Source organism: Streptomyces sp. NPDC048516, from assembly GCF_043199875.1.
Lineage (GTDB): Bacteria > Actinomycetota > Actinomycetes > Streptomycetales > Streptomycetaceae > Streptomyces.
This window is the reverse complement of sequence record NZ_JBICWS010000005.1, coordinates 313,492-338,827: the sequence shown is the minus strand read 5'-3', so window position 1 is coordinate 338,827 and position 25,336 is coordinate 313,492. Positions and strand designations below refer to the sequence as shown.

The following is a 25,336-nucleotide window of genomic DNA, read 5'->3' as shown; positions in this document are numbered from 1 at the left end:
GCGCTCGCAACCTTCCGCACGGCCGAGGCGCAGCTAGGGTCCCTCTCATGTGCCGCCGTCAGGTAGAGCGTGCGGGCACGGGGGTAGAGAGCGTTCCACTCGGAAGTTCGGGCTCGAAACATTCCGTTTCAGCCTTCCTGACGAGTCGGTCCACGGGTGCGCAGAGCGCCCCGGGTGCGTATGCCTCCCGTCCCGGCTCGCTCATCAGCGAACAACGGCCCGCCCCTGCACCGCCGGAGGGGCCGACCGCCCCGGCCGGCAGACGCCACCCCGGAATCCCGTTACCGAAGTTCGGACCGACATGACCACAGCGCTGAACCGTCGCCTGGGCGCCGGTCTTCTCCACCATTCGAGCGTCCACCCCGACCACGTCGCCCTGACCCTCGGGCGTCGCGACTACACCTACGAGGAGGCCGCGAGCACCGCCCGGCGCTGGGCCGCCCTGCTCGTCGAGGCGACCGGCGGCCGCCCTCGGCGGGTCGGTGTGTTCGCCCACCGCAGCGAGGCCTCCTACCTCGGAGTGGCCGCCGCGCTGTGCGCCGGCGCCACCTTCGTGCCGCTGAACCCGAAGTTTCCGCTGCCGCGGACCCGCACCATGCTGGAGCGTGCCGACGTCGACGCCCTGATCGTCGACACGGCATCGCTGCCCGAACTCTCAGAAGTCCTCCGGGGGTTGCCCCGACGGCCGGTCGTCCTGCTGCCCGGCACCCGGCGTGCCGACGTCGTGGGTCTCGGCGCGGAACGGGTCCTGGACGCGGCTGACCTGGCGGCAGCGGCGCCACTGGATCAGCTGCCCGAGGTGTCGCCCGACGACCCGGCTTACCTGCTGTTCACCTCGGGCAGTACCGGTACGCCCAAGGGCGTGCCGGTCACCCACACCAACGTACGGGCGTTCCTCGACGTCAACCAGGACCGCTACCGGCTCACCCCCGACGATCGGCTCACCCAGACCTTCGATCAGACCTTCGATCTTTCGGTCTTCGACCTCTTCATGGCTTGGGAGAGCGGGGCTCGAGTCTGCTCGATGGAATCCATCGAGCTCCTGGCACCATTCAAGTATCTTGAGCGCAACGGGATCACCGTCTGGTTCTCGGTGCCGTCGGTCGCGGCCATGCTCCGCAAGCGCGGCGTCCTCAAGCCCGGGACGCTGCCCACGCTCCGCTGGAGCCTGTTCTGCGGCGAGGCGCTGCCCCGGGCCACCGCCGAGGCATGGCAGGCCGCGGCACCGCAGTCGACCGTGGAGAACCTGTACGGTCCGACCGAACTCACCATCGCGTGCACGGCCTACCGCTGGGACCCGCGGTCGAGCCCGGCGGAGTGCGTCCACGACAACGTGCCGATCGGAGCGCCGTACCCCAGCCTGCGGGCACTGGTCGTCGATGAGGGGCTGGCCCCTGTCCCGGACGGTGAGACCGGGGAACTGTGCATGGCCGGCCCCCAGACCACGCCTGGCTACTGGCAGGCTCCCCGACTGACCGCGCAGCGCTACTTCGAACGCGACGGCAGGACCTACTACCGCACCGGCGACCTGGTGCGCCGACAGCGTGGCCAGTTCGTCTGTCTCGGCCGCAACGACCAGCAGGTCAAGGTCGGCGGCCACCGCATCGAACTGGGCGAGATCGAGGCCGTGCTGCGCCGCGCTGGTGCCGTGGAGGCCGTCAGCCTTCTGTGGCCCGACACCGGGACGATCACCGCGGTGGTGTCGGGAGCGGAGGACTCCGCGGTTCTGACCGACGCCTGCACGGCCAGCCTCCCGCCCTACATGGTGCCGAGGTCCGTGCAGGTCATCGAAGAGATGCCGGTGAACGGCAACGGCAAGGTGGACCGCATGGCGCTGTGCCAGTGGCTCGACGAGCGGGCGGCCCTCATATGACACGCCACATCGACCGTCCGCAGGAGGGGCAATCATGAGCAGCGTTGACCGTCTTATCGCCCGTACCCTCGGTATCGCCGAGGACCGGGTCACCGACACCCTTGAGTACCAGTCGATCAGGGAGTGGGACTCACTCGGCCATGTGTCGCTGATGGTGGCGCTCGAGGGGGCGTACGGCGTCGTGGTCGACGACGAACGGCTGCTTGCGCTGCGCTCGGTGGCGGCGATCCGTGCGTTCGCCGGTGGACATACCCCAAAAACGGCCCCCGCCCCCGAGGCAGCGGAACGCACCACCGTGCACCGCGGTCTGGAGGGCATCAGCTTCGACCACACCTCGATCACGCGCATCGACGGTGCCGCGGGGACCCTGGAGTACCGCGGCTACAGCATCCACGATCTGGCCGAGCACGCCTCCTTCGAAGAGGTGGGATATCTCCTCATCCACGGTGAACTGCCGGACGCCGCAGCCCTGGAGACCTTCGAGAAGGAACTGCGCGCCGCCCGTGCACTGCCCGGACCGGTCCTCGACCTCGCCCGCTCGCTGGCGCACGCTCGTCCCATGGAGGCGCTGCGCACCTGCGTGTCGGCGCTCGGCGCGTTCGGTCCGCAGCGCGAGCGCGGAACCGACGAGACGTATGAACAGGCCCGCGAGGCCGGTATCGCGCTGATCGCCCAGATCCCGATGATCGTCGCAGCGCACCACGCCTTCCGCAGTGGGCGGGAGCCGCTGGTGCCGGCTGAGGAGACCTCGCACGCGGACGCCTTCCTGACCGCGTTGCTCGGCGAGCGGCCCACCCCCGCCGCGGTGCGGTTCCTCAACAAGGGGCTGATCGTCCACGCCGACCACAGCGCGAACGCCTCGGCGTTCACAGCCCGGGTCGCCATCGGCTGCCGCGCCGGCATGACGGCCGCGCTCACCGCCGCCGTCGCCGCGTTCGGCGGCTCGGTGCACGGAGGGGCGGCCGAACGGGTCGTGGGCCTCATCGACCAGGTGGGCTCCCCCGAGCGGGCCGGGACGCACGTGGCCGAACTGCGACGTCGGGGCGAACCGGTGATGGGCTTCGGCCACCGGGTGTACCGGACGGAGGACCCGCGGGTACGTCATCTGCGCGCCACTGTCGTCGAGTTGAGTGAGGAGCGCGGCGACACCCGCGGTCTCGACATCCTCGACGCCGTGTCTGCCGCCATGCAGCCCTACCACCGGCACGGCGTCGCGCCGAACGTGGACCTCTACGCAGGACTGGCCTACCGGCTGCTCGGATTGCCCGACGACCTGGCGGTCTCCCTCTTCGTGGTCGGCCGCACCGCGGGCTGGGTGGCCCAGGCGCTGGAGCAGCAGTCGAACAACGTACTTATCCGGCCGCTCCTCGACTACATGGGGCCGCAGGGGCGCGAGTTCCCGACGGCGGCCCGCTGAGCCGGCACGGGCCAAGAGAGAAGCGAGTTTTCCATGATCAGCCGCACCCACGTAGGCGGTCGGGCAGCGAGGTTGTTCAGCCTGCCCCGATTCGCCGCCGGAAGCGCATTCGACCTCGACGCCGTCCCGTACAGCGGTCGTGTCCTGCTGGAGTCCCTGCTGCGTGCGGGGGAGCCGACGACGGCCGCGACGCTCGGCAGACGCCTTGCGCTCGGCGAGCACCCCGACCTGGAAATGCCCTTCCGGCCGGCCCGCATTCTCGTGCAGGACTACACCGGTATTCCGCTCCTGGTCGATCTCGCCGCACTGCGCGCACGCGCGGCCGAGCCGGGGCGCGTCAACCCCGCTCTGCCGGTGGACGTGGTCGTCGACCACTCGGTGCAGACGGACTGGGCGGGACAGCCGGACGCGCTCGCCAGGAACGAGGCGCTGGAGCTCGACCGCAACCAGGAGCGGTATGCGTTCCTGAAGTGGGCCGAGGGCGCGTTCGACGGGCTGCGGGTGGTCCCGCCCGGCCGAGGCATCGTCCATCAAGTGAATCTGGAGCGCCTGGCAACCGTCGTTGCGGAGGGCTCCCGGCCAGACGGGCTGCTGTTTCCGGACACCGTGATCGGCACGGACAGCCACACCACGATGGTGAACGGCCTCGGCGTCCTCGGCTGGGGCGTGGGCGGTCTGGAGGCGGAGGCCCTGATGCTGGGCCTGGCCCAGCCGATCCGGATCCCGCAGGTGGTCGGCGTCCGGCTCACCGGGACAGTTCGCCCCGGCACCTCGCCGACCGATGTGGTCCTCGCACTGACCCAGCGGCTGCGCGAGCACGACGTACGCGGTCTGATGCTGGAGTTCACCGGCCCCGGTATCGCCTCGCTGTCGGCACCCGACCGTTGCACCATCGCCAACATGGCTCCCGAATACGGCGCCATGACCGCCTTTTTCCCGGTGGACCGGGAGGTCCTGGACTATCTGCGGCAGACCGGCCGCCCTGCGGCGGACGTATCCCTCGTGGAGGAGTACTGCCGGCACCAGCGGCTGCTCAACGAGAACAATGCGGCCGTGGAACCCCGGTTCGGCCGTTTGATCGAGTTCGACCTGGGAGAGGTCGGGCCGAATCTCGCTGGGCCGAGCCGGCCGAACCAGCGGATCTCGCTCGCTGAACTGCCCAGCTCATTTGCCTCCTTGATTCCGGATGGACCCCGGAGCGAGGGCGGACTCACCGAGGGCGACCTCGTCATCGCGTCCATCACTTCGTGCACCAGCACCTCCAATCCGAAGGCCATGCTGGCGGCCGGGGTGCTCGCCCGACGAGCAGTCGAGCGCGGACTGACCGTCCCCCGACACGTCAAGACGAGCTTGTCTCCCGGCTCACGGGCCGTGACCCGCTATCTCCGGGACGCGGGACTGCTTGCGGATCTGGAGAAGCTGGGCTTCCATGTCGCCGGATACGGCTGCATGACCTGCAACGGCGGCAGCGGCCCGCTGAACGAGGGCATGGGCGAGGTCGTCGAGCGCGGAAGCCTGACGGTCGCCGCGGTGCTCAGCGGCAACCGCAACTTCGAATCGAGGGTGCACGCACAGGTGCGTGCCGGATACCTGGCCTCACCGGCTCTCGTCGTCGCACTCGCCCTGGTCGGCCACGTCCGTGTCGACCTGGAGAATGAACCCCTGGGCACCGGCAGCGACGGAGAGCCCGTCCGCCTCATGGACCTCTGGCCGGACAGTGCCGAACTGCAGGCGCTGGAAGCAGAGTTCGTGACCCCCGAAGTGTTTGCCGACGACGCGGCGTCGCACTCGGCATGGGAAGCCGTCACCGCGCCCGGCTCCGACCTGTTCGACTGGGACGAGGACTCCACCTACATCAAGCCCCCGGCTTACATCGACGCGGTGGGCCGCTCCGGCCCGCTGAGCGGTGCTCGGGCGCTGCTCGCGCTCGGCGACGACATCAGCACCGACCACATCTCGCCAGTCGGTGCGATCCCGGCCGACTCGCCCGCCGGACTCCATCTGCGCGCGCACGGGGTGAGCGACTTCAATTCGTACGGTTCGCGGCGTGGCAACCACGAGGTGATGGCCCGTGGCACCTTCAGCAACCCACGGCTGCGCAACCGCCTTGTCGGCGACGGGGCGAGCGGCGGCAGGACCCTGCACCTGCCGAGTGGGGAACGGATGCCCGTCTTCGAGGCCGCGGAGCGCTACGCGAGCTCGGGCACACCGCTGATCGTGCTGGCCGGCCGGAGCTACGGCATGGGATCGTCGCGGGACTGGGCAGCCAAGGGCCCTTGGCTGCTGGGAGTCCGGGCGGTCCTCGCCGAGAGCTTCGAACGCATCCACCGCGCGAATCTCTGCGCCATGGGTGTCCTGCCGCTGCTCCTGCCTGAGGGACGGAGTTGGGCCGACCTCGATCTCACCGGGCACGAGGAGTTCGACCTGGCGCTCGGCCCAGTGCGGGAGACGGGCGAGGCGGACGTCACCGCCGGCGGGATCTCCTTCACCGTACGCGCCGACGTCCATTCGGCGGGGGAGTGGGACGTCCTGCTGGCGGGCGGCACCCTGCCGTATCTGCTCGGCAGGCTGGGAACCGAGGAAGCACGATGAGCGGGCATGTTCTCGACGAGCTCGGTATGTGGTCCGCGGCCGGCGCCGAGGCGCTCGCCTGCGGAGCCAAGACCTTCGTGCCGGTCCACGTGGGCACCCACGACGTGCGCATCGGCACGCTGCTCGATCTCCTGCGGCGGCACGAGGGACTGCTGCCGCCGCGCACCGGGCACCTGGGCAACTGGGAAGACATTGCCCTCGGTCGCTCCGGGCCCATGGACTTCAACACCGCGATCTGCGGCGAGGGCTACGGCTATCCGCTCATCTACGGCTTCACCCGCACCGAGGCCGACACCGAAGGCGGGGACGAGGCGTACCAGCCGGGCTCGCTGATCGAACAGGGCAAGCGGCACATGCTCGGGCTCTACACATGGGACGGACAGGGCTTCGCCCGCCGCGACCGAAGCCGCCCGCTGTTCTGCCCGCTGACTCTGGCGGAGGCGGACGGGGAGCTCGTCCCGCTCGTCGAACTGCACTGGCGGCGGATGCTCGCCATTCCCGGCTACCGCTTCAAGCAGTGGGCCGCCGCTCTGGTAGACAACGGTCCGCTGGTCGTCGACATGCTCTGCCTGCTGCTTGAACAGGCCGACAGCAAGCTGAAGCAGAGCCCCCGCCTCTCGGAGTTGATCAGTCATGCCGCACGGCTGGACGGCGAGGTGGGCCGCTGCGAATTGCAGCGGGACGGTACGGGCTATGTGCTCGAAGGGCACCGCTACCCCTCTGCCCGCGCGCTGGCCGAAGCGGTCCTGCTGACAGTGCGTGCACTGGTGGAACCACGATGGTTCTTCGACCAGTTGAGACACGTGCCGCCGGTCCTCCCCGTGATGTCGCTCCAGTTGACCAACGTTCTGTTCGGCCTCCTGGACATGCACCATCCGGACCGTCCGGCCGGCGCTCCCGAAAGCCCTTTCATCACCCATCTGCACTGGGGCGCGCGCGCCATGGCCGGCTGCCCGCCCCGACGTGGCGGGTACCTGGCGCGCCGGTCAACGGTCAGGTCGCTGCGGGCCATCACCACCTCGCTCGTCCAGAACTTCGACGAGGCGAACCCGCTGTGCTTCGTACTGCTGCCCGCGCAGATCTTCATGCTCTGCCCGCCCAGTATGTCGACCGGTGACCCCGAGGTGCTCGCGAAACTGTTCGAGACCGTGCTCGCGGCCGGGCCGGACGACTCGTACGCGACCACACTCACCTGGCTGTCCACGCATCGCGACCGCCTGTCGGAGTATGTGCGGGCCCGCTTCAAGAGCGGCAGCGGGGTGCGCGTGGGCGGGACGCCCCGCGACCCGTCGGTGCCCGTGAAGCCCGAGGGCTTTGCTGACATGACGTTCCGTCAGGCGTGCGGCGTCGTTGCGGCATTCGAGGAGGTTCTTGGGTGAAGTTCACGCACCGTACGGTCTCCATAGCCCTCAAGGAGCCCTTCACCAGCAATACGGGTGTCACCACCGAGGTGCGCCAGAGCGTGCTCGAGCTGTCCTGGAAGGGATTGACGGGATATGGCACGGCGCGCGGGGCCGCCCCCGCGGAACTCGACGTGTGCGCGCCCTGGCTCCAGGACGCCTCGCCGTACGAGCTGCGGCGCGTGCTCGACGGGCTTGCGGCGGCAGGCGCCACGGCCCCGGCGACCTCCGTCGTGGACATGGCACTGCACGATCTCCTCGGCAAGGCTGCCGGGCAGCCGCTGAACCAGCTCCTCGGCCTTGCCGGACTGCCGACGGCGCCGACTGCCCTGTCCGTAGGAGTGTGCCCGGACGACGAACTCGTTGCCCGGGCCCGCGAACTCGCCTCCTGGCCAGTTCTCAAGCTCAAGTTCACCCCCGATGACGACGGCCATCGCGCCGGGGTGCTGCGCTCGGTCTACGGCGGGCGCATCCGGGTCGACGGCAACGGATCCTGGACCCCGTGCCAGGCCCTGCGGGTCGCCGAGGAGCTGCACCGGCACGGCGTCGAACTCCTCGAACAGCCCGTGGCCCCGGGGGCGTTGGACGACCTGCGCCATGTGCACGAGCATTCACCGGTGCCGGTCTTCGCCGACGAGGACTGTATCGGCCCCGTCGACATCCTGCGGCTGCGCGGCCGGGTGAGCGGCGTCAACATCAAACTGAACAAGTGCGGAGGGCTCCTCAACGCCCGCAAGATGATCACGCTCGCCCGGCACTGCGGGCTGGAGGTCATGCTCGGCTGCAAGCTGGAGAGTGCGCTGGGTGTGACGGCCATGGCGCAACTGGCCGGCCTGGCTGACCACCTGGACCTCGACGGTCACGTCGGACTGCGAGGCGACCCGTTTCAGGGCGCCGCGGTGGACCATGGCGTGATCACCGTGCCGAAGACCCCGGGGCTCGGCGCCGGCCCGAACCTCACCCCCTACGGAGACAACTGACATGCAACTGCGCTGCGCTGTGCTCGACGACTTCCAGAACATCGCCATGACGGTCGCCGACTGGAGCCCGGTCGAGGACCAGGTGGAGATCATCACCTTCACCGAACACTTCCCCACCGAGGACGCGCTGGCCGCCGCACTCGCCGAGTTCGACATCGTCGTTACCCTGCGCGAACGAGTAGCGTTCCCGGCCTCCCTGTTCGGGAGTCTGCCCAGGCTGAAGCTGCTCATCGCCTCGGGGATGCGCAATTCGGTGATCGACTTCGCCGCGGCTGCGGACAACGGAGTGACCGTGTGCGGCACGGCGAGCACGTCGACGCCGCCCGTCGAGCTGACCTGGGCGCTGCTGCTCGGACTCGCTCGGGGTGTGGTGCCCGAGAGCAATGCGCTGCGCGAGGGCGGCCCGTGGCAGTCCACGGTCGGCGCCGACCTGCACGGCCGGCGCCTCGGTCTGCTCGGGCTCGGGAAGATCGGCAGCCGGGTGGCCCAGGTGGGCCTCGCCTTCGGCATGGACGTGGTGGCCTGGAGCCAGAACCTCACCAAGGAGCGCGCCGACGAGGTCGGCGTGGGCCTGGCGGCTGACAAGGAGGAACTGCTCCGCAGCAGCGACTTCGTCTCGGTGCACCTGGCGCTGAGCGATCGCACCCGGGGCCTGCTCGGAGCGCATGAACTGGGCCTGATCAAGCCGGACGGGTACCTGGTGAACACCTCGCGAGCGGCCATCGTCGACCAGGACGCCCTGCTCGCCGCGCTGCGCGAGGGCCGGATCGCCGGGGCGGGGCTCGACGTCTACGACATTGAGCCGCTGCCCGCGGGCCACCCGATGCGCTCGGCGCCCCGGCTCCTCGCCACCCCCCACCTCGGCTATGTGTCCCTGAACAATTACCGCACCTATTACGGCCAGGCGGTCGAGGACATCCAGGCGTTCTTGTCGGGTTCGCCTGTGCGCCGCCTCGGCTGCTGAGTTCTGCCGGGGGCACAGCCCCCGGACCCCAGCAGCCGCGATCCGGCCGGACCTTGAAGACCGTCCCTCTGCCCAACGGGAGATCCACGTGAGCCCGCACCGCCGCATGATGAAGCTCGGCGCCTTCCTTCCCGCGCCGGGCCACCACGTCGCCGCCTGGCGCCACCCCCACGCACGTCCTGATGGAGGACTCGACTTCGACTACTACCGCTCGCTGGTGCAGACCGCCGAGCGCGGCAAGTTCGACATGATCTTCCTCTCCGACGGGGCCGGAGTGCGGACCAAGTACCGGGACTCGGACGAGCTGAGCCGTCAGGGGCGCATGGTGCACTTCGAGCCGCTGACGCTGCTGTCGGCGCTCGCCGTACACACCACCCACATCGGACTGACGGCCACCGCTTCCACGACGTACAACGAACCGTTCAACGTGGCCCGTCAGTTCGCCTCGCTCGATCACCTCAGCGCGGGCAGGTCCGGCTGGAACGTCGTCACGTCGGCCACCGACGCCGAAGCCCGTAACTTCAACCTGGACAAGCAGCCGGAGCACGCCGCCCGCTACCACCGTGCCAGGGAGTTCATGGAGGTCGTCGCCGGCCTGTGGGACAGCTGGGAGGACGATGCCTTCCTTTACGACAAGCGGTCGGGCCGCTACTTCGACCCGGCCAAGCTCCACATACTCGGGCACAAGGGCGAGCACTTCTCCGTGCGCGGACCGCTGAACGTGGCCCGCCCGCCACAGGGCCACCCGGTGATCGTGCAGGCCGGGTCCTCTCCCGACGGCCAGGACTTCGCCGCCCGGTGGGCCGAGGTCGTCTTCACGGTGCAGCAGACCCTGGACCAGGCGCAGACCTACTACCGCGGGCTGAAGAAGCAGGCCGGCGACTACGGCCGCAATCCCGACGAGGTGAAGATCCTGCCGGGAGCGTTCATCGTGGTGGGCCGCACTCAGGGTGAGGCCGAGGACAAGTACGCCACGCTCCAGGAGCTGGTCGACCCGGTAGTCGGCCTCGGCATGCTCTCGTACCAGCTGGGCATGGTGGACATCTCCGGGTATCCGCTTGACGGTCCGCTGCCCGAACTGCCGCCGACCGAGGGCAGTACCAGCAAACAACAGCTGATCTACGAGCAGGCCAGGCGGCAGGGCCTGACCATCAGGGAGCTGTATCTGTCCGTGGCGGCCGGGCGAGGCCACCGCTTCCTGCTCGGCACGCCGGAGTCCATCGCGGACGAGCTTGAGGACTGGTTCGTGAACGAGGCCGCCGACGGCTTCAACATCATGCCCGACTACCTTCCCGACGGTCTGGATGCCATCGTCGAGCTGCTCGTTCCCGAACTGCAGCGGCGTGGACTGATGCGCACCGAGTACGAGGGCACCACGCTGCGGGAGAACCTGGGGCTGCCCCGACCGGCCTTCACCACGTCAAAGGCCATGCCGTGACCGTCGAGGCGGTGGTATTGCGCTCGGTGCTGCGGGCGCATGCCTCCGGCGTCGCGGTGGTCACTGCCCACGGCTCCGCCGGTCCCGCAGGGGTGACCATCACGTCGTTCACCTCTCTGAGCGCCCGGCCGGCACTGGTCTCCTTCGCACTGGCCGACACGTCGAGCAGCTGGAACCTGATCGAGGAGTGCGACTGGTTCGGGGTGCAGCTCCTCGGCGCGCATCAGTCCGAGGTGGCCGAGCGGTTCGCGAGCCGCGGTATCGACCGGTTCGCTCCACCCACCAGGTGGCGCGTTGGCCCCCACGGAGTGCCGCTACTCGACAACTGCCTGTGCTGGATGGTCTGTTCGTGGCATCACCACATCAGGGTCGGGGACCATCATCTGGTGGTGGGCGCCGTCGAGTACGCGCAGGAAGGGGTGCCGGGGGACAGCCTGGTGCATCTGCACGGGGCCCTTTGTCCCGTCACCTCCCACACACCCGAAAGGATCTGAGCCGTGCCCAGAGTTCTGCTGCTCTCCCGTCAGCCACTCGCCACGCGCCCGCTCCAGGAGTGGCTGGACGATACCGCGGACAACATCGTCCTGGTTACCACGCCCAAGGCCGTCGCCGGCGCGGAGGACCTCCTCGCCGAAAGCTTCCCGCGCCATCGGCTCGTGTCCGACTACCACGCCTGGGCTGTCGGGCAGGCCGCCGAAGAGGCCGCCCGTGAGCACGGCGTCGACCTCATCGCAAGCACCAGCGAGAGCGATGTGCTGAGGGCCGCCCGGCTGCGGGTCCGCCTAGGACTGCCCGGCCAGGGCACCCATTCCGCCACCGCGTACCGGGATAAAGTGGTCATGAAGCAGTTGGCGCGTGCGGCCGGTATCCGCGTGCCCGCTTTCGCCGCGATCGACGATCCGCTGGACCTGCTCGACTTCATCGATGCCGAGGGCTTTCCCCTCGTGGTGAAGCCTCGTTTCGGGGCGGGGGCTGAGGGGGTCGCGATCCTGCGCACCATGCAGGACGTGACCGCCTTCCTCGGTCGCCAGCGCGAGTCGGACGTGCCGTATCTGCCGGGCCAGTGGATGGCCGAGAGCTTTGTGCACGGGGATTTCTTTCATGTGGACGGCATCATGAGGGACGGCCGGATCGTCCACGCCTGGCCGGCCCAGTACAGCGGTGGCCTCGCGGAGCGCGTCCGCGACCATACGCAGGTGAGCAGCGTGCTGCTCGCACCGGACGACGAACGCACCGCCGTGCTGCAGCGGATGGCCGCGGAGGTGATCGCCGTCCTGCCCGCCGCGCCGCTTCCCCTCGCCTTCCATCTCGAAGCGTGGATCGGCGTGGACGCCGTACCGGTGATGTGCGAGATCGCCAGCCGGGCGGGCGGCGCCCTGGTCGCCGACGTCTATGAGCGTGCCTTCGGGATCCATCTGGCAAGGGAGGGACTGCGGGCGCAGTGCGGCGCGGACCTCGCGCTGACCCACCAGCCGGTGGCTCCCGACCCGGCCGCCGGCTGGGTCCTCCTCCCGCCCGGCCACGGCAGTTTCGCACCACCGGCAGAGCCCTGCCCGGTACCGGGAGCAGAGCTGAATCTGCTGCTGAAGGCCGGGGCGCAGCGGCAGGGCGTGCAGCACGCAGTTGATGCGGCGGCCACTGCCTTGGTCCATGCGGGGACCGCCGAGGAGGTCCGCAAACGCATGGCGGGGCTCATGGAGTGGTGGCGCACGAGCGCCGAATGGCGCTAGGTGTTCTGTCCGGCACGTTGGTGACGGACGACACGCCGAGCTCGCAGGCCGCTCCGCACTGTCCCCACTCTCCCTTCGGTGTCACGCGCCGGAGTAGTAGTGTTCGGGGCGGCCGCTGTCCCCGTACTTCAGGGTGATCCGCAACCTGCCTGATTCCTCGAGGTATTTGAGGTACCGCTGAGCGGTCGACCGGCTGACCCCTGCTTGTTCCGACACCTCATGGGCCGATACCGGCCGATTCGTCCGGGAGGCGATCTGCTGGATCAGCTCGGCGGTCCGCTCGGTATAGCCCTTGGGCATGGGCCTGGCGGCGGCTGAGGTGCGAAGGGTGCCGAGGATGCGGTCGACCTTCTCCTGGTCCATCTCCACGTCGCTCAGGGCGCCGCGCAGATAGGCGTACGCCTCCAGCTTGTGGCGCAGCCCCTCGGGGGTGAAGGGCTTCATGATGTACTGGAGAACTCCGGCACGCAGAGCCTCCTGGATCGAAGCGGCTCTCCGGTCTGCCGTCACCATGATCACGTCGATGTCCTGGCTGTGCCGGCGCAGTCGGCGTGTGAGGGACAGCCCGCTTTCATCCGGCAGGTACTGATCGAGGAGGATCAGATCGATACCGCCGCGTACGACGGCGCTGAACGCCTGGGCCGCACTTTGCGCCCTGCCCGCCACATGGAAGCCAGGGACTTTGGAGACGTAGCGCGCGTTGATCTGCGCGACGTAGAAGTCGTCATCCACGACCAGGACTTCGATCATGACACACGCCGTTCGGCGGCGAGCGGCTTCGTGGACGGCCGCGCTCCCCGGCCCGTCGCGGTCACGTTCTTTCCGGCCGGCAGGGCTCGGATCAGCGATTCACCCATCAGCCCATCACCTGTGCGACTGTGATCAGTTCCTCGTCGAACCGATAACGGCGGTTGGGTGTGGAGTGCACGTATGAGTCTGGTCGGGTACAACGGCCGGTCCCCCTATTCCCTGAACGCTTTGAGGCCTGTTGAGGCGTTCGGCGCGCGCTCGACTCAACAGGCAGGCGTGGAGTACAGGTTGGTCGGACCCCGACGCCTCAGGCGGCTGTAACCTGTCGCCTGAGACCATTGATCCTGATGAATGCGCTCCAAACAAGATTCCCCAGGCAAAGAGCTTTTTGCGTAAAATTACCCTGAGGCTCTCGGGGGGGAACGCACACCGGGCCCCACCGCAGGTGGCGTGTGGTCCTCGATCTCATCGCCGCGGGGGTCATGCTGCTGTCGCGGCAGCCATGCCACTCGATCCGGCGTGGCTGCTGATGAACCGGACCCCGCAGGTCGGCAGCTGCTGACGCGTCGAGGAGTGGTCCAGACCGCCAAGGCTCATACCGGACCGGACCACTGTCGCGTCCGCAACTGGATCGCCGGGCACCGCGACGTCACACGGCCCGGCGATCCGAACCACCCCGTGCACGGTCAGGAGCCGCTACATCTGATCGTCTCAGCCAGACTGCCGGACTGGTCAACCGGCGCAGAGGTCACCCGGTCATGGCCAGGCGAAGCCACTACCGACGAGGGCTCGCAGACGCACCCGGAGGATGGCTCACGAAGTCGCAGCGCAGTGCTAGTGGAAGGTGTGCTCCTCCGCCGGGAACGCTCCGCCGACGACGTCCTCGGCGAATGCCTTGGCCGCTCCGCCGAGCTGTGCCCGCAGGTCGAGGTACTGCTTGACGAACTTCGGGACCCGGCCGGCCGTCATTCCGGCCATGTCGGTCCACACCAGGACCTGGGCGTCGCAGTCCGGGCCCGCGCCGATCCCGACGGTCGGGATGTAGAGCGAACGGGTGACCTCGGCCGCCAGCTCGGCGGGTACCGCCTCCAGGACGACCGAGAACGCACCGGCGTCCTGCACCGCCTTGGCGTCCCGCAGCAGCTGCTGGGCCGCCTCCTCGCCGCGGCCCTGAACGGGGTAGCCGCCGTAGGCGTGGACCGACTGCGGGGTCAGCCCCACGTGCGCCATCACCGGGATGCCGGAGGAGACCAGCAGCTCCACCTGGTCGGCGGAGCGCTCGCCGCCCTCCAGCTTGACGGCGCCCACTCCGGCTTCCTTCACCAGCCGGGTGGCGTTGCGCAGCGCCTGCACCGGGCCTTCCTGGTACGAGCCGAACGGCAGATCGCCGACGACGAGCGCGCGTTTCGTGCCCCGGACGACCGCCGCGGACAGCAGGGTGATCTCGTCCATGGTGACCGGCACGGTGGATTCGTAACCGAGGTGGCAGTTGCCCATCGAGTCACCGACGAGCAGGACGGGGATGCCGGCCTCGTCGAAGACGGAGGCGGTCATGGCGTCGTAGGCGGTGAGCATCGGCCACTTCTCGCCGCGCTCCTTGGCGGCGGCGATGTCCCGGACGGTGATCCGGCGCGACCCCGAGCCCCCGTACAGAGACTTGGCAACCGGCTTCTGGGCAGGCGAAGGCTGCGTCATGGTGACGGCTCCTGTTCGTCATCTCGAGGCACCCTGACGGTGTCCCCGGACTCGTCTCCATGCTGGCACGGCCCGCGTACAAAGGAAAAGGGGAACGGACGTGACCGCTCTCGCTTCGGCCGGAAGACGGCGCTTGCTCCGCCCGGAAGTCATTCGGGCTTAGCCCGGCGACCGCTCTCGCTTCCGCCGGAAGACGGCTACCGCTTCGCCCGGAAGAAGGGACCCTCCGCGCGGCTTCCCGATACGGAACGGCCCCGTATCGGAATAACCCTAGGGTGCCGGCATGGCCTCCTCCTCCAGCACCCCGGGCGCACCGCCGCCCCGACAGATCCCGGACCCCGTCCACCGCCGCCGCTGGGCGATCCTGTCCACCCTCATGCTCAGCCTGCTGATCGTGGTGCTGGACAACTCGATCCTCAATGTCGCCATGAAGACGATCGCCACACCGGCTCCGCTCGGCCTCGGCGCCACCCAGAGCGAGCTGGAGTGGGCGATCAACGCCTACACGCTGGTCTTCGCCGGTCTGCTGTTCACGGCGGGCCTGCTCGGCGACCGGCTGGGCCGCAAGAAGACGCTGCTCGTCGGCCTGGCCGTCTTCGGCGCCGGGTCGGTGCTCGCCGGGGTGTCCGGATCGCCGGCGGAGCTGGTCGCCTTCCGCGCGCTGATGGGGCTGGGCGGCGCCTTCGTGATGCCGTCCACCCTCGCCATCCTCATGAACGTCTTCGAGCGGGACGAGCAGCCCCGGGCGATCGGCATCTGGGCCGGCGGGGTGGGTCTGGCCATCGCCGTCGGCCCGATCGCCGGCGGGCTGTTGCTCACCCACTTCTGGTGGGGCTCGGTCTTCATGATCAACGCTCCGGTCGTGGTGGTCTCGCTGGTCGCGATGGTGATCCTGGTGCCCGACTCCAAGGACCCAGGTCCCGGCCGGCTGGACCCGTTCGGGGTGCTGCTGTCCGTCGTCGGACTCGTTCTGCTGGTCTACGGCATCATCAAGGGCGGCCAGCTCGCCGACTTCACCGACCCGCAGGTGGTCGGCACGATCGCCGGCGGCCTGGCGGTGCTGATCGTCTTCGTGCTGCACCAGAAGCACAGCGACCACCCGTCCATCGACATCAGCTACTTCCGCAGCCCCGCCTTCTCGGCCGCCATCGCCGCCATCGCGCTGGTCTTCTTCGCGCTGATGGGTGTCGCGTTCTTCACCGTCTTCTACATCCAGAGCGTGCGCGGCTACACCCCGCTGCAGGCCGGGATGCTGTTCCTGCCGCTGGCCGCCGCCCAGACGATCTTCGCGCCCCGGGCCCGGCTCGCCGTCGACCAGTACGGCGCCCGCGCGGTGTGCACCTTCAGCATGTTCGTGGTGGCCGCCACCATGTCGGGCATGCTGCTGCTGGACACCGACACCCCGATCTGGGTCCTGGAGGCGCTGTTCTTCCTGCAGGGCGCCGGCATGGCACACATCATGCCGCCGGCCACCGTCGCGGTCATGCAGGCGCTGCCCCGGGAGAAGGCCGGCTCCGGCTCGGCGCTCAACAACGTCTTCCGGCAGGTCGGCGGCACCCTCGGTGTCGCCGTCCTCGGCTCGCTGCTGTCGACGAGCTACCGCGACCGTATGCAGGACACCCTCGACCGGCTGCCGGGAGTGCCGGCCGCCGCCCGGCACGCGGCCGGGGAATCCATCGAGGCGACCCACGGGCTCGCGGACAGGATGGGGCCGGCGGGCCGGTCGCTGACCGCCACGGCCGACGATGCCTTCATCCACGCCATGCACATCACCGCGCTCGGCTCGGCCGCCGTCGCGCTGCTGGGGCTCGTGGTGGCCGCGGCCTTCCTGCCGGGCAAAATGACACCGGCGCCGCGGCCGGCGGAGCCGCAGGAAGAGCGGAAGGCGGGCGTGGAGCGATGAGCCGGGCGGCGGCGGACTCCGGGGCGGCGGCCGGACAGCGGCCGGGCCCGGCGGTCCCCGGGCGCCGCGGCCGGCCGCGCAGCGCCGCGGCCGACTCGGCCATCATCGAGGCGGTGCTGCGCCTGATCGAGGACGGGGCCTCCATAGGTGAGCTGTCCATGGAGCGCATCGCCCGCGAGGCAGGCGTCGGCAAGGCCACGGTCTACCGCCGCTGGCCGGGCAAGAGCGCGCTGATGCTCGATGTCATGCGGTCCCTGGACGTCCCGGGCCCGCTCCTGGACGGCACCTCGGTACGCGACGACCTGGTCTCGCTGCTGCAATTCCTGCGCCGTCGCGGCCTGGCCAAGCGCAGCTCCGCGCTGCTGCGCACCCTCGTCAGTCATGTCCAGGCACAGCCCGAGCTGTGGGCGGAGTACCACGACACCGTCGTACGGGCCCGCCGCGAGGCGCTGCTCGGGGTGCTCCGGCGCGGGGTGGCGAACGGCGAGATCCGCACCGACCGGGACCTGGAGACCGTCGCCGATCTCTTCGTCGGGCCGATGCTGGCCCGCGCCCTTCTCCACGAGTGGAAGGAACTGCCCGAGAGCCTGCCGGCGGACATCGTCGACATGGTCCTGGAGGGCGTACGGCCGGCGGCAGCGGATGTGACGGCAGCGGATACAGCGGCAGCGGATGCGGCGGCACCGGGTGCGACGGCAGCGGGTACGGCGGCGGGCGGCACCGGCTGAACTCCTCGGCACGGCAGAGGGCTTGGGGGCAGGGAAACCCGGCCCCGGAACTCCGTGCGCAGACGGCCCCGTATGACCGGCCCATGCCCGTTCTGTCACAGCCGCTGTCATGAACCCCTATACCGGAACCCCGACCCGCCACCATGCCGTCCTCACTTCTAAGAAAGCGCATTACGGACCATCGCCTAGGGTCGGAGACCACAGGTGAGGCGCGGCGGAGCAACGCAGTGAGGACAGCTACATGGCGCAGGCATACATGACGGAGCCGGGACAGGGGCACAACCCCGGGCAGGCCGGTTCCCGGGCCGAACGCCTGCGGAACTGGTGGCGTCCCGAGGGCATGTGGCGGCGCGGCATCGTGCTCGCGGTGCTCGCGGTCCTGCTCGGTCTGCTGATGATGCTGCACTCCCAGATCCCCAACACCGTGGGGAACCTGGGAAGTCTGCTGGAGACCTTCCTGCCGTGGCTGGGACTGGGCATCCCGCTGCTGCTCGTCGTCGCGGTGCTGCGCCGCTCGGCGACCGCGCTGGTGGCGCTGGTGCTGCCGGCCTTCGCCTGGGTCAGCCTCTTCGGCGGGCAGATCACCGACAAGGCGGGCAACGGCGGCAATCTCACGGTTGCCACCCACAACGTCAACGCCGACAACCCCGATCCGGCATCCACCGCCAGGGACATCGTGGCCTCCGACGCCGATGTGGTGGCCCTGGAAGAGCTGACCGGCGACGCCCTGCCCGCCTACCGGAAGGGGCTGGCAAAGGCGTATCCGTACCACACGGTCGAGGGCACCGTCGGGCTGTGGAGCAAGCGCCCGCTGTCCGAGACGAAGCCGGTGGACATCAAGATGGGCTGGACCCGCGCGCTGCGGGCCACCGTCACCGCCGCCGACGGCCAGAAGTTCGCCGTCTACGTCGCGCATCTGCCCTCGGTACGCGTCAAGGTCGCGGCGGGCTTCACCGCCAACCAGCGTGACGGCAGCGCCGCGGCGCTCGGCGAGGCGATCGCCGCCGACCCGGAGAAGAAGGTCATGCTGCTCGGCGACCTCAACGGCACCATGAACGACCGCTCGCTGGCCCCGGTCACCTCCCAGATGCGCTCCGCCCAGGGCGCGGCGGGCGACGGCTTCGGCTTCAGCTGGCCGGCCGCGTTCCCGATGGCCCGGATCGACCAGATCATGATGAAGGGGATGGCCCCGGTCAAGGCCTGGGTGATGCCCGAGACCGGCAGCGACCACCTTCCGGTCGCGGCCACGGTGAAGATCTGACCGGCACGCTGACGGACGGCCGAGGGGGATCCGGGGCGGGCCGCTGAGGAGGGTCCGGATGGGCTGTCGAGGGTGATCGCGACGGACTGCCGACGGTGATCCGACGCGGGTTCGTCACGCCCCGTTCCCCCGCTGGAATACTGCGCCTGAGAGACTTTGTTCCGTAAGAGAACTTAAGTACTTACGGTCCGTGCGCTGCGTGCCCGCCCGCACGCAAAACCCTGAAAGGTCTTTCATGCCCTTGGCTCTGCTCGCGCTTGCGATCTCGGCCTTCGGTATCGGCACCACGGAATTCGTGATGATGGGCCTGCTGCCCGACGTCGCGGACGATCTGGGCACCTCGGTGCCCACCGCCGGCTACCTCGTCTCCGCCTATGCCCTCGGCGTCGTCATCGGCGCTCCGCTGCTGACCGCCCTCGGCTCCCGTATCCCGCGCAAGCGGATGCTGGTCTGCCTGATGGCGGTCTTCACCGTCGGCAACCTCGCCTCCGCCCTGGCTCCCACCTTCGGGCTGCTGATCGCCGGCCGGCTGCTGGCGGGGCTCCCGCACGGTGCGTTCTTCGGCGTCGGCGCGGTGGTCGCCGCCCGGCTGGTGCGCGAGGGCCGCCAGGCCCGTGCGGTCGCCACGATGTTCCTCGGCCTGACCGTCGCCAACATCATCGGCGTCCCCGCCGCGACCTTGCTGGGCCAGCAGCTCGGCTGGCGTGCCACCTTCCTCGTGGTGGCCGCCATCGGGCTGGCCGCCATGGCCTCCCTGGCCCGGCTGATCCCCCCGCTGCCGGCCGAGGAGCGCACCGGCCTCGGCAGCGAACTGCGGGCGCTCGGCAACCGGCAGGTGCTGCTCGGCCTGCTCACCACCGTCTTCGGGTTCGCCGGGATCTTCGCCGTCTACAGCTACCTCGCGTCGATGATGACCGAGGTCACGGGCTTCGCCGCGGGCTCGGTGCCGCTGGTCCTCGCCCTCTTCGGCATCGGGATGACCATCGGCGCGCTCGCCGCGGGACCGCTCACCGACCGGGCCCTGCGCCCGACCCTCTACGGCTCGCTGGCCGCGCTGGCTCTCGTCCTGACGGCCTTCCACTTCACCGCCCAGGTGAAGTGGGCGGCACTGGTGACGGTCGTCCTCATCGGCGCGGTCGGCTTCCTGACCACCACGCCCCTGCAGATGCTGGTCATGAACAAGGCCCAGCAGGCCCCGACGCTGGCCGCCGCCTCCAACCAGTCCGCCTTCAACCTCGCCAACGCCGGGGGTGCCTGGGTCGGCGGCCTGGCGCTGGCGGCAGGCTGGGGCTGGACCTCCCCGACCCTGGTCGGCGCGGTGCTGGCCGCCCTGGGCCTGGCCGTCGCCGTCGTGGCCGGTCTCCTGGACCGCGGTGCCCACGACTCCTCCCGGATCGTGGCCCGCGGTGCCGGGACCCGCGGTGCCGGGACCCGCAGCGGTGAGACCCGCAGCGGTCAGGCGGAGGCCGGGCAGTCCGCCGGTGCGCAGACCGCGGCCGAGGGCCACCTCGGCTGACCGCCGCCCACGGCCGGCTCCGTCGGCCGGGCAGGCCCACCAGCCGGGCAGGCCCCGGGAAGGAAGCCGACAACCCGTCAGCTCCTTTCCCGTCAGCTCCCTTCCCGCCAGTGGTTGGTGATCGGCAGGCGCCGGTCCTTGCCGAAGCCCTTCGCGGAGATCTTGGGGCCGGGCGGGTACTGGCGGCGCTTGTACTCGGCGTGGTCGACCATCCGCAGGACCCGCGTCACCAGGGTCTCGTCGAAGCCCTGGGCGACGATGTCCTCCCGGCCGCGGTCGTGGTCGACATAGAGCTCCAGGATGCGGTCCAGGATGTCGTAGTCGGGCAGCGAGTCGGTGTCGACCTGGCCGGGGCGCAGCTCGGCGCTCGGGGGCTTGGTAAGGGTGTTCTCCGGGATCGGCGGGATCCGGCCGCGGTCGGCGGCGGCCTGGTTGCGCCAGCGGGCCAGTTGGTAGACGACCGACTTGTAGACGTCCTTGATCGGGCCGTAACCGCCCACCGAGTCGCCGTAGAGGGTCGAATAGCCGCAGGCCAGCTCGGACTTGTTGCCGGGGGCGAGGACCAGGTGGCCCTCCTGGTTGGAGAGGGCCATCAAGGTGGTGCCCCGCAGCCGCGACTGCAGATTCTCCTCGGCCAGCCCGGTCAGCGGCAGCGCAGCCATGTACGCGTCGAACATCGGGCCGATCGGCACCGTACGGAAGGCCAGGCCCGTACGGCGGGCGAGTTCGGCCGCGTCGGTGAGGGAGTGCTCCGAGGAGTAGCGGGAGGGCATCGCCACGGCGTGCACGTGCTCCGCCCCCAGGGCGTCGCAGGCGAGCGTGGCGACCAGCGCCGAGTCGATCCCGCCGGAGAGGCCGAGCACCACGCTGCCGAAGCCGTTCTTGGCGGCATACGCGCGCAGGCCGACGACCAGCGCGGTGTAGATCTCCTCCAGGTCCGTGAGGCGTTCGGCCTCGCCACCGGGCGTCTCGGGCGGGTAGGGCGGCAGCGGGTCGGGCGACAGGACGTGGTGGTCCACGCGCAGCCCGTCGTCCAGCACGCCCGCCGGGGCCACCGGCGCCGCGGCGGGCAGGTCCAGGTCGACCAGCACACAGCCCTCCGCGAACTGCGGCGCCCGCGCGATCACGGTGCCTTCCTTGTCGACGACGATCGAGTCGCCGTCGAATACCAGCTCGTCCTGGCCGCCGATCATCGCCAGATAGGCGGTGGTGCAGCCGGCTTCCTGCGCCCGCTTGCGGACCAGTTCCAGCCGGGTGTCGTCCTTGTCCCGCTCGTAGGGCGAGGCGTTGACCGACACCAGGAGCCCGGCGCCCGCGCTGCGCGTCGCCGGCACCCGTCCGCCGTCCTGCCACAGGTCCTCGCAGATGGCGAGCGCGACATCCACCCCGTGCACCCGCACGACGGGCAGGGTGTCGCCGGGGACGAAGTAGCGGAACTCGTCGAAGACGCCGTAGTTGGGAAGGTGGTGCTTGGCGAAGGTCAGCGCGACCTCGCCGCGGTACAGCACGGCGGCGGCGTTCTGCGGGGCGCCCGCGGGCCGGCCGTAGCGCGGCTTGGCCTGCGCACCGCGGTCGAGATAGCCGACGATCACCGGGAGGTCGCCCATGCCCTGCGACGCCAGCCGGCCGGCCAGCGTCCGCAGCGTGTCGCGGCTCGCCTCGACGAACGAGGGGCGCAGCGCCAGGTCCTCGACGGGATAACCGGTCAGCGCCATCTCGGGGAAGGCGACGAGGTGCGCGCCCTGGTCGGCGGCGTGCCGGGTCCAGCGCAGGATCGCCTCGGCGTTCCGGTCGAGCGCGCCGACACAGCTGTCGATCTGGTTGAGGGCGAGACGAAGTTGAGGCACTCCGCCAGTGTAATCGTCTTTCTGACGCAATGGGGGGTGAGGAAGGGCGGAGACGTGTCGGCGGTGCCTCGGGGGCGGTGCGACGGGCGGCGTGACGGGCGGTGCGACGGGCGGCCAGGGAGAGGCCCGCGGGGCGCGTCCGCCGCACACCCCCGTGCCGTGCGCCGCCCTCCGCCCCGGTCCCGTCCGTCACACGCCCTCCGGCCCGGGCGCGTCCGCCGCACACCCACGGGCCGCCGCTGCTACTTCTTGCGGTAGCCGATGATCGTCATCATCCCGGACTCCGAGTGGTAGATGTTGTGGCAGTGGACCATCCACAGCCCGGGGTTGTCGGCGTGGAAATCGACGTCCACCCTGCGGCCGGGCAGCAGGATCGTGGTGTCCTTGCGGGGCCCGCCGTTGGGCAGCGCGAAGGTGTGGCCGTGCAGATGCATCGGGTGCCACATCCTGGTGTGGTTGCGGAAGATGATCCGGACCCGCTCACCGGCCTCGACGGGATACCGCTGCGAGGGCGTGTACGGGCTCCCGTTGATCGCCCAGTCGTACTTCTCCATGGTGCCGGTGAGGGTCATTTCGATGGTGCGATCGGGGCGGCGCGACGCGGAGCGTACCGACGCGGCGGCCGTCAGCCGGTCCGCCGTCACGATCCTGCCGTAGAGGCTCTTGGGCCGGGCGGACGGGCCGGGCGCCTCGCCGCTCCCGGTGCGCAGCAGGCCCAGCGCGGAGCGCCCCTTGCCCTCGGCGAGCACGGTGAGCGGGAAGACGCCGTCCCCTGCCGTGACCAGGACGTCATAGCGTTCGGCCATCCCGATGAGCAGTGCATCGGTCTCGGAGTGCTCGACGGGGAGGCCGTCGGTGTGCGTCACGGTCATCCGGTGGTCGCCGAGTGCGACGCGGTAGGCGGTCTCGCCGGCCGCGTTGATGAAGCGGATCCGGATGCGGTCGCCGGGCCTGGCGCGGAAGGTCCGCGGGTCATGGACGGAGCGGCCGTTGACGAGGTGGTAGGGGTGGTCCACATCCCCCGCGTCGTGGCCGAGCAGCCTGCTCCGGGCGCCCTTGAGGATCCGCGACGGGCCGTCGGAGGGGACGACCGCCCCGCCCATGGTGTGGGCGCCGCGCCCGCGCTCCCGTGGGGGGCCCATCTCCGTCTCGCCATGGCTCATGGGCCCGCGGTCCACGCCTCCGTGCAACTGCTTGAGCACGCTCTCGGGTGTGCTGCCGTCGACCCCGTCGACCCAGTCGTCCATCAGGACGATCCACTCCTTGTCGTAGGAGAGCGGTTCCCTGGGGTCGTCGACGATCAGCGGCGCGTACAGCCCGCGGTCCAACTGGAGACCGTAGTGCGGATGCACCCAGTGGGTGCCGGGGGTGGTGACCGCGAAGTGGTAGTCGAAGGTGGCGCCGGGCCTGATGGACCGCTGGGTCACCCCGGGTACCCCGTCCATGTCGTTGCGCACCGTCAGCCCGTGCCAGTGCAGCGTCGTGGGCTGCGGGAGGTGGTTGGTGAGGGCCAGCGCGATCCGGTCGCCCGCGGTGACGCGCATGATCTTGCCGGGCAGCTCATCGCCGTACGCCCAGGTCTCGACGGTACGGCCGCCCAGGTCGAACCGGCTGACACCGGCGGTCAGCGCGAAGTGGCGCACGGGGCCCCTGCCCCGCCCGCGCTCGGCCTCGGCGACCTCCGGGCCGTCGGGGGACACATAGCCGGACGAGGGGCGGCCGTCCGGACCGGTGGAAGGGGCCGTGCCGTTCATGCCGTCCATACCGGAGTGCGGGCCGAAGCCGGTCCGGCCGGTGGCACAGGCGGACAGCAGACCGCTGCCGGCGGCGGCGAGACCTGCGCCGAGCAGGGTGCGGCGGGAGTGCGTACGCATGGGAGAAACACCTCGAGACGATGTCGGTGGTGATCTGGGCGGGGTCACTGCCGCGGGCTCCGGTGGGCGTCGGCTGCGGGGCGTGCTCCTGCACGCGCGGCACCGACGGTCAGGCGGGGAGTGCGGGGCGCGGCGGCCCGGATATCGGCCACGGGCCGCCGAGTCCGGCGTGGCCGCCGTATCCGGCCACCGGGTATCCGGCCACCGGGTGTCCGGTCACCGGGTGTCCGGGCGTCTGCGGGGTGGCGGGGGCGGCAGGCGGCGCGGTGAACAGCAGCAGCCGGCCGCACCACGCGGCGGTCGTGCCCTGTTCCTGCATCGCGGACCTCTCGACGGACGGCGAACCGGCGGACGCGGGAGGAGGTCCGCTTGACGCAATCTACCCCCTAGGGGTATGGGTCTCGTGGTGGCCCGCCGAGCGGAGTGCCATTGCGCCGTCCGGCGGATGACCCGAGCACTCCCGGCAGCCGGCAGCCGGCAGCCGGGAAACGACCCGGCGGGCCGCGGCGGCGCCGTCCGCCGGGCGGGGAGGGCGAGGATGACCGCCGAGCGGGGGAGGGTCCCGTTCAGCGGGCGGACAGCAGACCGCTGAGCTGCGGCACCTGCTCCCGCTCCGCGGCCTCCAGCGCCAGCCAGGACCCGTCGGGGAACGCGAGGTCCACCCGGCGGGTGTGGCGCGCGGGATGCGGCTCGCGCCGCAGGGCGTAGCGGCCGCGGGGCAGTTCGCCGAGCGGCCGCGCCGCCTCCCGGTCCGGCAGTGCGGGATGGCTCAGCAGCAGCAGCCGCTGGTCGGTGAAGGCCAGCGCGAGCCGGTGGTTGTCGTACCGGAGCTCGTCGTCGGTGCCCGTCCGGGTGGTGACCGCGAACCACCCGGCGGCGCTGTCCCAGCCGCCCTCCCAGACCCGGCCCCGGAAGATCCGGCGGAGCCCGTACCAGGTGTGGTGGGCGCCCCGCTCCAGCAGTCCGGCGGGCAGCGAGCACACCCACATCACGGCGGCCACCGGCAGGAAGATCCGCCCCCACCCCGTGAACCGGGCCCGCTCCTGCGCCTGTGGCTTCGGCCGTCGGCAGCGCCTGGGGATGCGATCGGGCACCAGGGGGTCGAGCCGCACCGGCAGGGCGCCGAGCAGTGTTTCCCCGGGCCGCAGAAGGGCCGAGCCGTGCGCAAGGAGCCAGGCGTCCCGCTCGGGGACGACGGGGCTGGGGTGCATGTCCGTCTCCCTGTCCGTCTCTCTGTCCTTCTCGGCGCTCGGCCGGGGGGCTTCGCCGGGACCCTCCGCTGCGCCGGCGGACCGCCCGCTGTGATCCGGGTCGTTCATGATCCGGAATCAGCGTAGGAAGGACAGGGAACGGTCCCTTCAACACCGG

The 25,336-nt window shown here is 70.4% G+C and carries 19 protein-coding genes; 13 read left to right on the top strand and 6 right to left on the bottom strand.

Features of this window, described 5'->3' with window-relative positions:
* The first annotated feature begins 301 nt into the window (after positions 1-301).
* The 9 genes from ACGFR7_RS13185 to ACGFR7_RS13145 all read left to right on the top strand — a co-directional run bounded on the left by ACGFR7_RS13185 (position 302) and on the right by ACGFR7_RS13145 (position 12,394).
* Positions 302-1,873 (top strand): amino acid adenylation domain-containing protein, encoded by a 1,572-nt coding sequence (locus tag ACGFR7_RS13185; RefSeq protein ID WP_393317263.1) that lies wholly within the window; start codon positions 302-304, stop codon positions 1,871-1,873.
* 34 nt (positions 1,874-1,907) lie between these two features.
* Positions 1,908-3,290 carry a citrate/2-methylcitrate synthase gene (locus tag ACGFR7_RS13180; protein ID WP_393317260.1) on the top strand — a complete coding sequence of 461 codons (1,383 nt, stop codon included), beginning with the start codon at positions 1,908-1,910 and terminating at the stop codon, positions 3,288-3,290.
* Between the two features lie 33 nt (positions 3,291-3,323).
* Positions 3,324-5,882, top strand: a complete 2,559-nt coding sequence (gene acnA, locus ACGFR7_RS13175) for an aconitate hydratase AcnA (protein ID WP_393317257.1) — start codon at positions 3,324-3,326, stop codon at positions 5,880-5,882.
* Positions 5,879-7,261 (top strand): DUF6025 family protein, encoded by a 1,383-nt coding sequence (locus ACGFR7_RS13170; protein WP_393317254.1) that lies wholly within the window; start codon positions 5,879-5,881, stop codon positions 7,259-7,261. Before acnA ends, ACGFR7_RS13170 begins: the two co-directional genes overlap by 4 nt.
* Entirely contained in the window at positions 7,258-8,262 is a 1,005-nt protein-coding gene (locus tag ACGFR7_RS13165; RefSeq protein WP_393317251.1) for a mandelate racemase/muconate lactonizing enzyme family protein, read from the top strand. Before ACGFR7_RS13170 ends, ACGFR7_RS13165 begins: the two co-directional genes overlap by 4 nt.
* 1 nt (position 8,263) lies before the next feature.
* Complete coding sequence (locus ACGFR7_RS13160; protein ID WP_393317248.1) at positions 8,264-9,226, top strand: D-2-hydroxyacid dehydrogenase family protein; 963 nt, start codon at positions 8,264-8,266, stop codon at positions 9,224-9,226.
* Positions 9,227-9,314: 88 nt separating this feature from the next.
* Complete coding sequence (locus ACGFR7_RS13155; RefSeq protein ID WP_393317245.1) at positions 9,315-10,664, top strand: LLM class flavin-dependent oxidoreductase; 1,350 nt, start codon at positions 9,315-9,317, stop codon at positions 10,662-10,664.
* Positions 10,661-11,158 carry a flavin reductase family protein gene (locus ACGFR7_RS13150; RefSeq protein ID WP_393317242.1) on the top strand — a complete coding sequence of 166 codons (498 nt, stop codon included), beginning with the start codon at positions 10,661-10,663 and terminating at the stop codon, positions 11,156-11,158. Before ACGFR7_RS13155 ends, ACGFR7_RS13150 begins: the two co-directional genes overlap by 4 nt.
* A gap of 3 nt (positions 11,159-11,161) precedes the next feature.
* Complete coding sequence (locus tag ACGFR7_RS13145) at positions 11,162-12,394, top strand: acetyl-CoA carboxylase biotin carboxylase subunit family protein (RefSeq protein ID WP_393317239.1); 1,233 nt, start codon at positions 11,162-11,164, stop codon at positions 12,392-12,394.
* An 81-nt stretch (positions 12,395-12,475) separates the two neighbouring features.
* Here ACGFR7_RS13145 and ACGFR7_RS13140 read toward each other — a convergent pair whose 3' ends face one another.
* On the bottom strand, positions 12,476-13,144 hold the full coding sequence (locus ACGFR7_RS13140) for a response regulator (RefSeq protein WP_393317236.1): 669 nt from the start codon (positions 13,142-13,144) through the stop codon (positions 12,476-12,478).
* Between the two features lie 834 nt (positions 13,145-13,978).
* Positions 13,979-14,839 carry a 3-methyl-2-oxobutanoate hydroxymethyltransferase gene (panB, locus tag ACGFR7_RS13135; protein ID WP_393317233.1) on the bottom strand — a complete coding sequence of 287 codons (861 nt, stop codon included), beginning with the start codon at positions 14,837-14,839 and terminating at the stop codon, positions 13,979-13,981.
* 283 nt (positions 14,840-15,122) lie between these two features.
* On the opposite strand from panB, the gene ACGFR7_RS13130 reads away from it, so the two are divergent.
* The 4 genes from ACGFR7_RS13130 (at position 15,123) to ACGFR7_RS13115 (ending at position 20,247) form a co-directional block, all read left to right on the top strand.
* Positions 15,123-16,742, top strand: a complete 1,620-nt coding sequence (locus ACGFR7_RS13130) for an MFS transporter (RefSeq protein WP_393317230.1) — start codon at positions 15,123-15,125, stop codon at positions 16,740-16,742.
* The gene (locus tag ACGFR7_RS13125) at positions 16,739-17,470 is read left to right on the top strand and encodes a TetR/AcrR family transcriptional regulator (protein WP_393317227.1); all 732 of its coding nucleotides are present in this window, start codon (positions 16,739-16,741) and stop codon (positions 17,468-17,470) included. The genes ACGFR7_RS13130 and ACGFR7_RS13125 overlap by 4 nt, the downstream gene beginning before the upstream one ends.
* A gap of 256 nt (positions 17,471-17,726) precedes the next feature.
* Positions 17,727-18,731, top strand: a complete 1,005-nt coding sequence (locus tag ACGFR7_RS13120) for an endonuclease/exonuclease/phosphatase family protein (protein WP_393317614.1) — start codon at positions 17,727-17,729, stop codon at positions 18,729-18,731.
* Positions 18,732-18,966: 235 nt separating this feature from the next.
* Positions 18,967-20,247 (top strand): MFS transporter, encoded by a 1,281-nt coding sequence (locus ACGFR7_RS13115; RefSeq protein ID WP_393317224.1) that lies wholly within the window; start codon positions 18,967-18,969, stop codon positions 20,245-20,247.
* Between the two features lie 92 nt (positions 20,248-20,339).
* Here ACGFR7_RS13115 and ACGFR7_RS13110 read toward each other — a convergent pair whose 3' ends face one another.
* The 4 genes from ACGFR7_RS13110 to ACGFR7_RS13095 form a co-directional block, all read right to left on the bottom strand.
* Positions 20,340-22,094 carry an NAD+ synthase gene (locus ACGFR7_RS13110; RefSeq protein ID WP_393317221.1) on the bottom strand — a complete coding sequence of 585 codons (1,755 nt, stop codon included), beginning with the start codon at positions 22,092-22,094 and terminating at the stop codon, positions 20,340-20,342.
* A 242-nt stretch (positions 22,095-22,336) separates the two neighbouring features.
* On the bottom strand, positions 22,337-23,968 hold the full coding sequence (locus ACGFR7_RS13105; RefSeq protein WP_393317218.1) for a multicopper oxidase family protein: 1,632 nt from the start codon (positions 23,966-23,968) through the stop codon (positions 22,337-22,339).
* A gap of 109 nt (positions 23,969-24,077) precedes the next feature.
* Positions 24,078-24,287 carry a hypothetical protein gene (locus ACGFR7_RS13100; protein WP_393317216.1) on the bottom strand — a complete coding sequence of 70 codons (210 nt, stop codon included), beginning with the start codon at positions 24,285-24,287 and terminating at the stop codon, positions 24,078-24,080.
* A 247-nt stretch (positions 24,288-24,534) separates the two neighbouring features.
* Positions 24,535-25,179: a hypothetical protein gene (locus ACGFR7_RS13095; RefSeq protein ID WP_393317213.1), complete on the bottom strand. Its 645-nt coding sequence runs from the start codon at positions 25,177-25,179 to the stop codon at positions 24,535-24,537.
* Between the last annotated feature and the right edge of the window lie 157 nt (positions 25,180-25,336).

Excerpts from the sequence above, each read along its gene's own strand:
- ACGFR7_RS13185 (WP_393317263.1), top strand. The coding sequence starts at position 302 with ATGACCACAGCGCTGAACCGTCGCCTGGGCGCCGGTCTTCTCCACCAT.
- ACGFR7_RS13180 (WP_393317260.1), top strand. The coding sequence starts at position 1,908 with ATGAGCAGCGTTGACCGTCTTATCGCCCGTACCCTCGGTATCGCCGAG.
- acnA (WP_393317257.1), top strand. The coding sequence starts at position 3,324 with ATGATCAGCCGCACCCACGTAGGCGGTCGGGCAGCGAGGTTGTTCAGC.
- ACGFR7_RS13170 (WP_393317254.1), top strand. The coding sequence starts at position 5,879 with ATGAGCGGGCATGTTCTCGACGAGCTCGGTATGTGGTCCGCGGCCGGC.
- ACGFR7_RS13160 (WP_393317248.1), top strand. The coding sequence starts at position 8,264 with ATGCAACTGCGCTGCGCTGTGCTCGACGACTTCCAGAACATCGCCATG.
- ACGFR7_RS13140 (WP_393317236.1), bottom strand. The coding sequence starts at position 13,144 with ATGATCGAAGTCCTGGTCGTGGATGACGACTTCTACGTCGCGCAGATC.
- panB (WP_393317233.1), bottom strand. The coding sequence starts at position 14,839 with ATGACGCAGCCTTCGCCTGCCCAGAAGCCGGTTGCCAAGTCTCTGTAC.
- ACGFR7_RS13130 (WP_393317230.1), top strand. The coding sequence starts at position 15,123 with ATGGCCTCCTCCTCCAGCACCCCGGGCGCACCGCCGCCCCGACAGATC.
- ACGFR7_RS13125 (WP_393317227.1), top strand. The coding sequence starts at position 16,739 with ATGAGCCGGGCGGCGGCGGACTCCGGGGCGGCGGCCGGACAGCGGCCG.
- ACGFR7_RS13120 (WP_393317614.1), top strand. The coding sequence starts at position 17,727 with ATGACGGAGCCGGGACAGGGGCACAACCCCGGGCAGGCCGGTTCCCGG.
- ACGFR7_RS13115 (WP_393317224.1), top strand. The coding sequence starts at position 18,967 with ATGCCCTTGGCTCTGCTCGCGCTTGCGATCTCGGCCTTCGGTATCGGC.
- ACGFR7_RS13105 (WP_393317218.1), bottom strand. The coding sequence starts at position 23,968 with ATGCGTACGCACTCCCGCCGCACCCTGCTCGGCGCAGGTCTCGCCGCC.
- ACGFR7_RS13100 (WP_393317216.1), bottom strand. The coding sequence starts at position 24,287 with ATGCAGGAACAGGGCACGACCGCCGCGTGGTGCGGCCGGCTGCTGCTG.
- ACGFR7_RS13095 (WP_393317213.1), bottom strand. The coding sequence starts at position 25,179 with ATGCACCCCAGCCCCGTCGTCCCCGAGCGGGACGCCTGGCTCCTTGCG.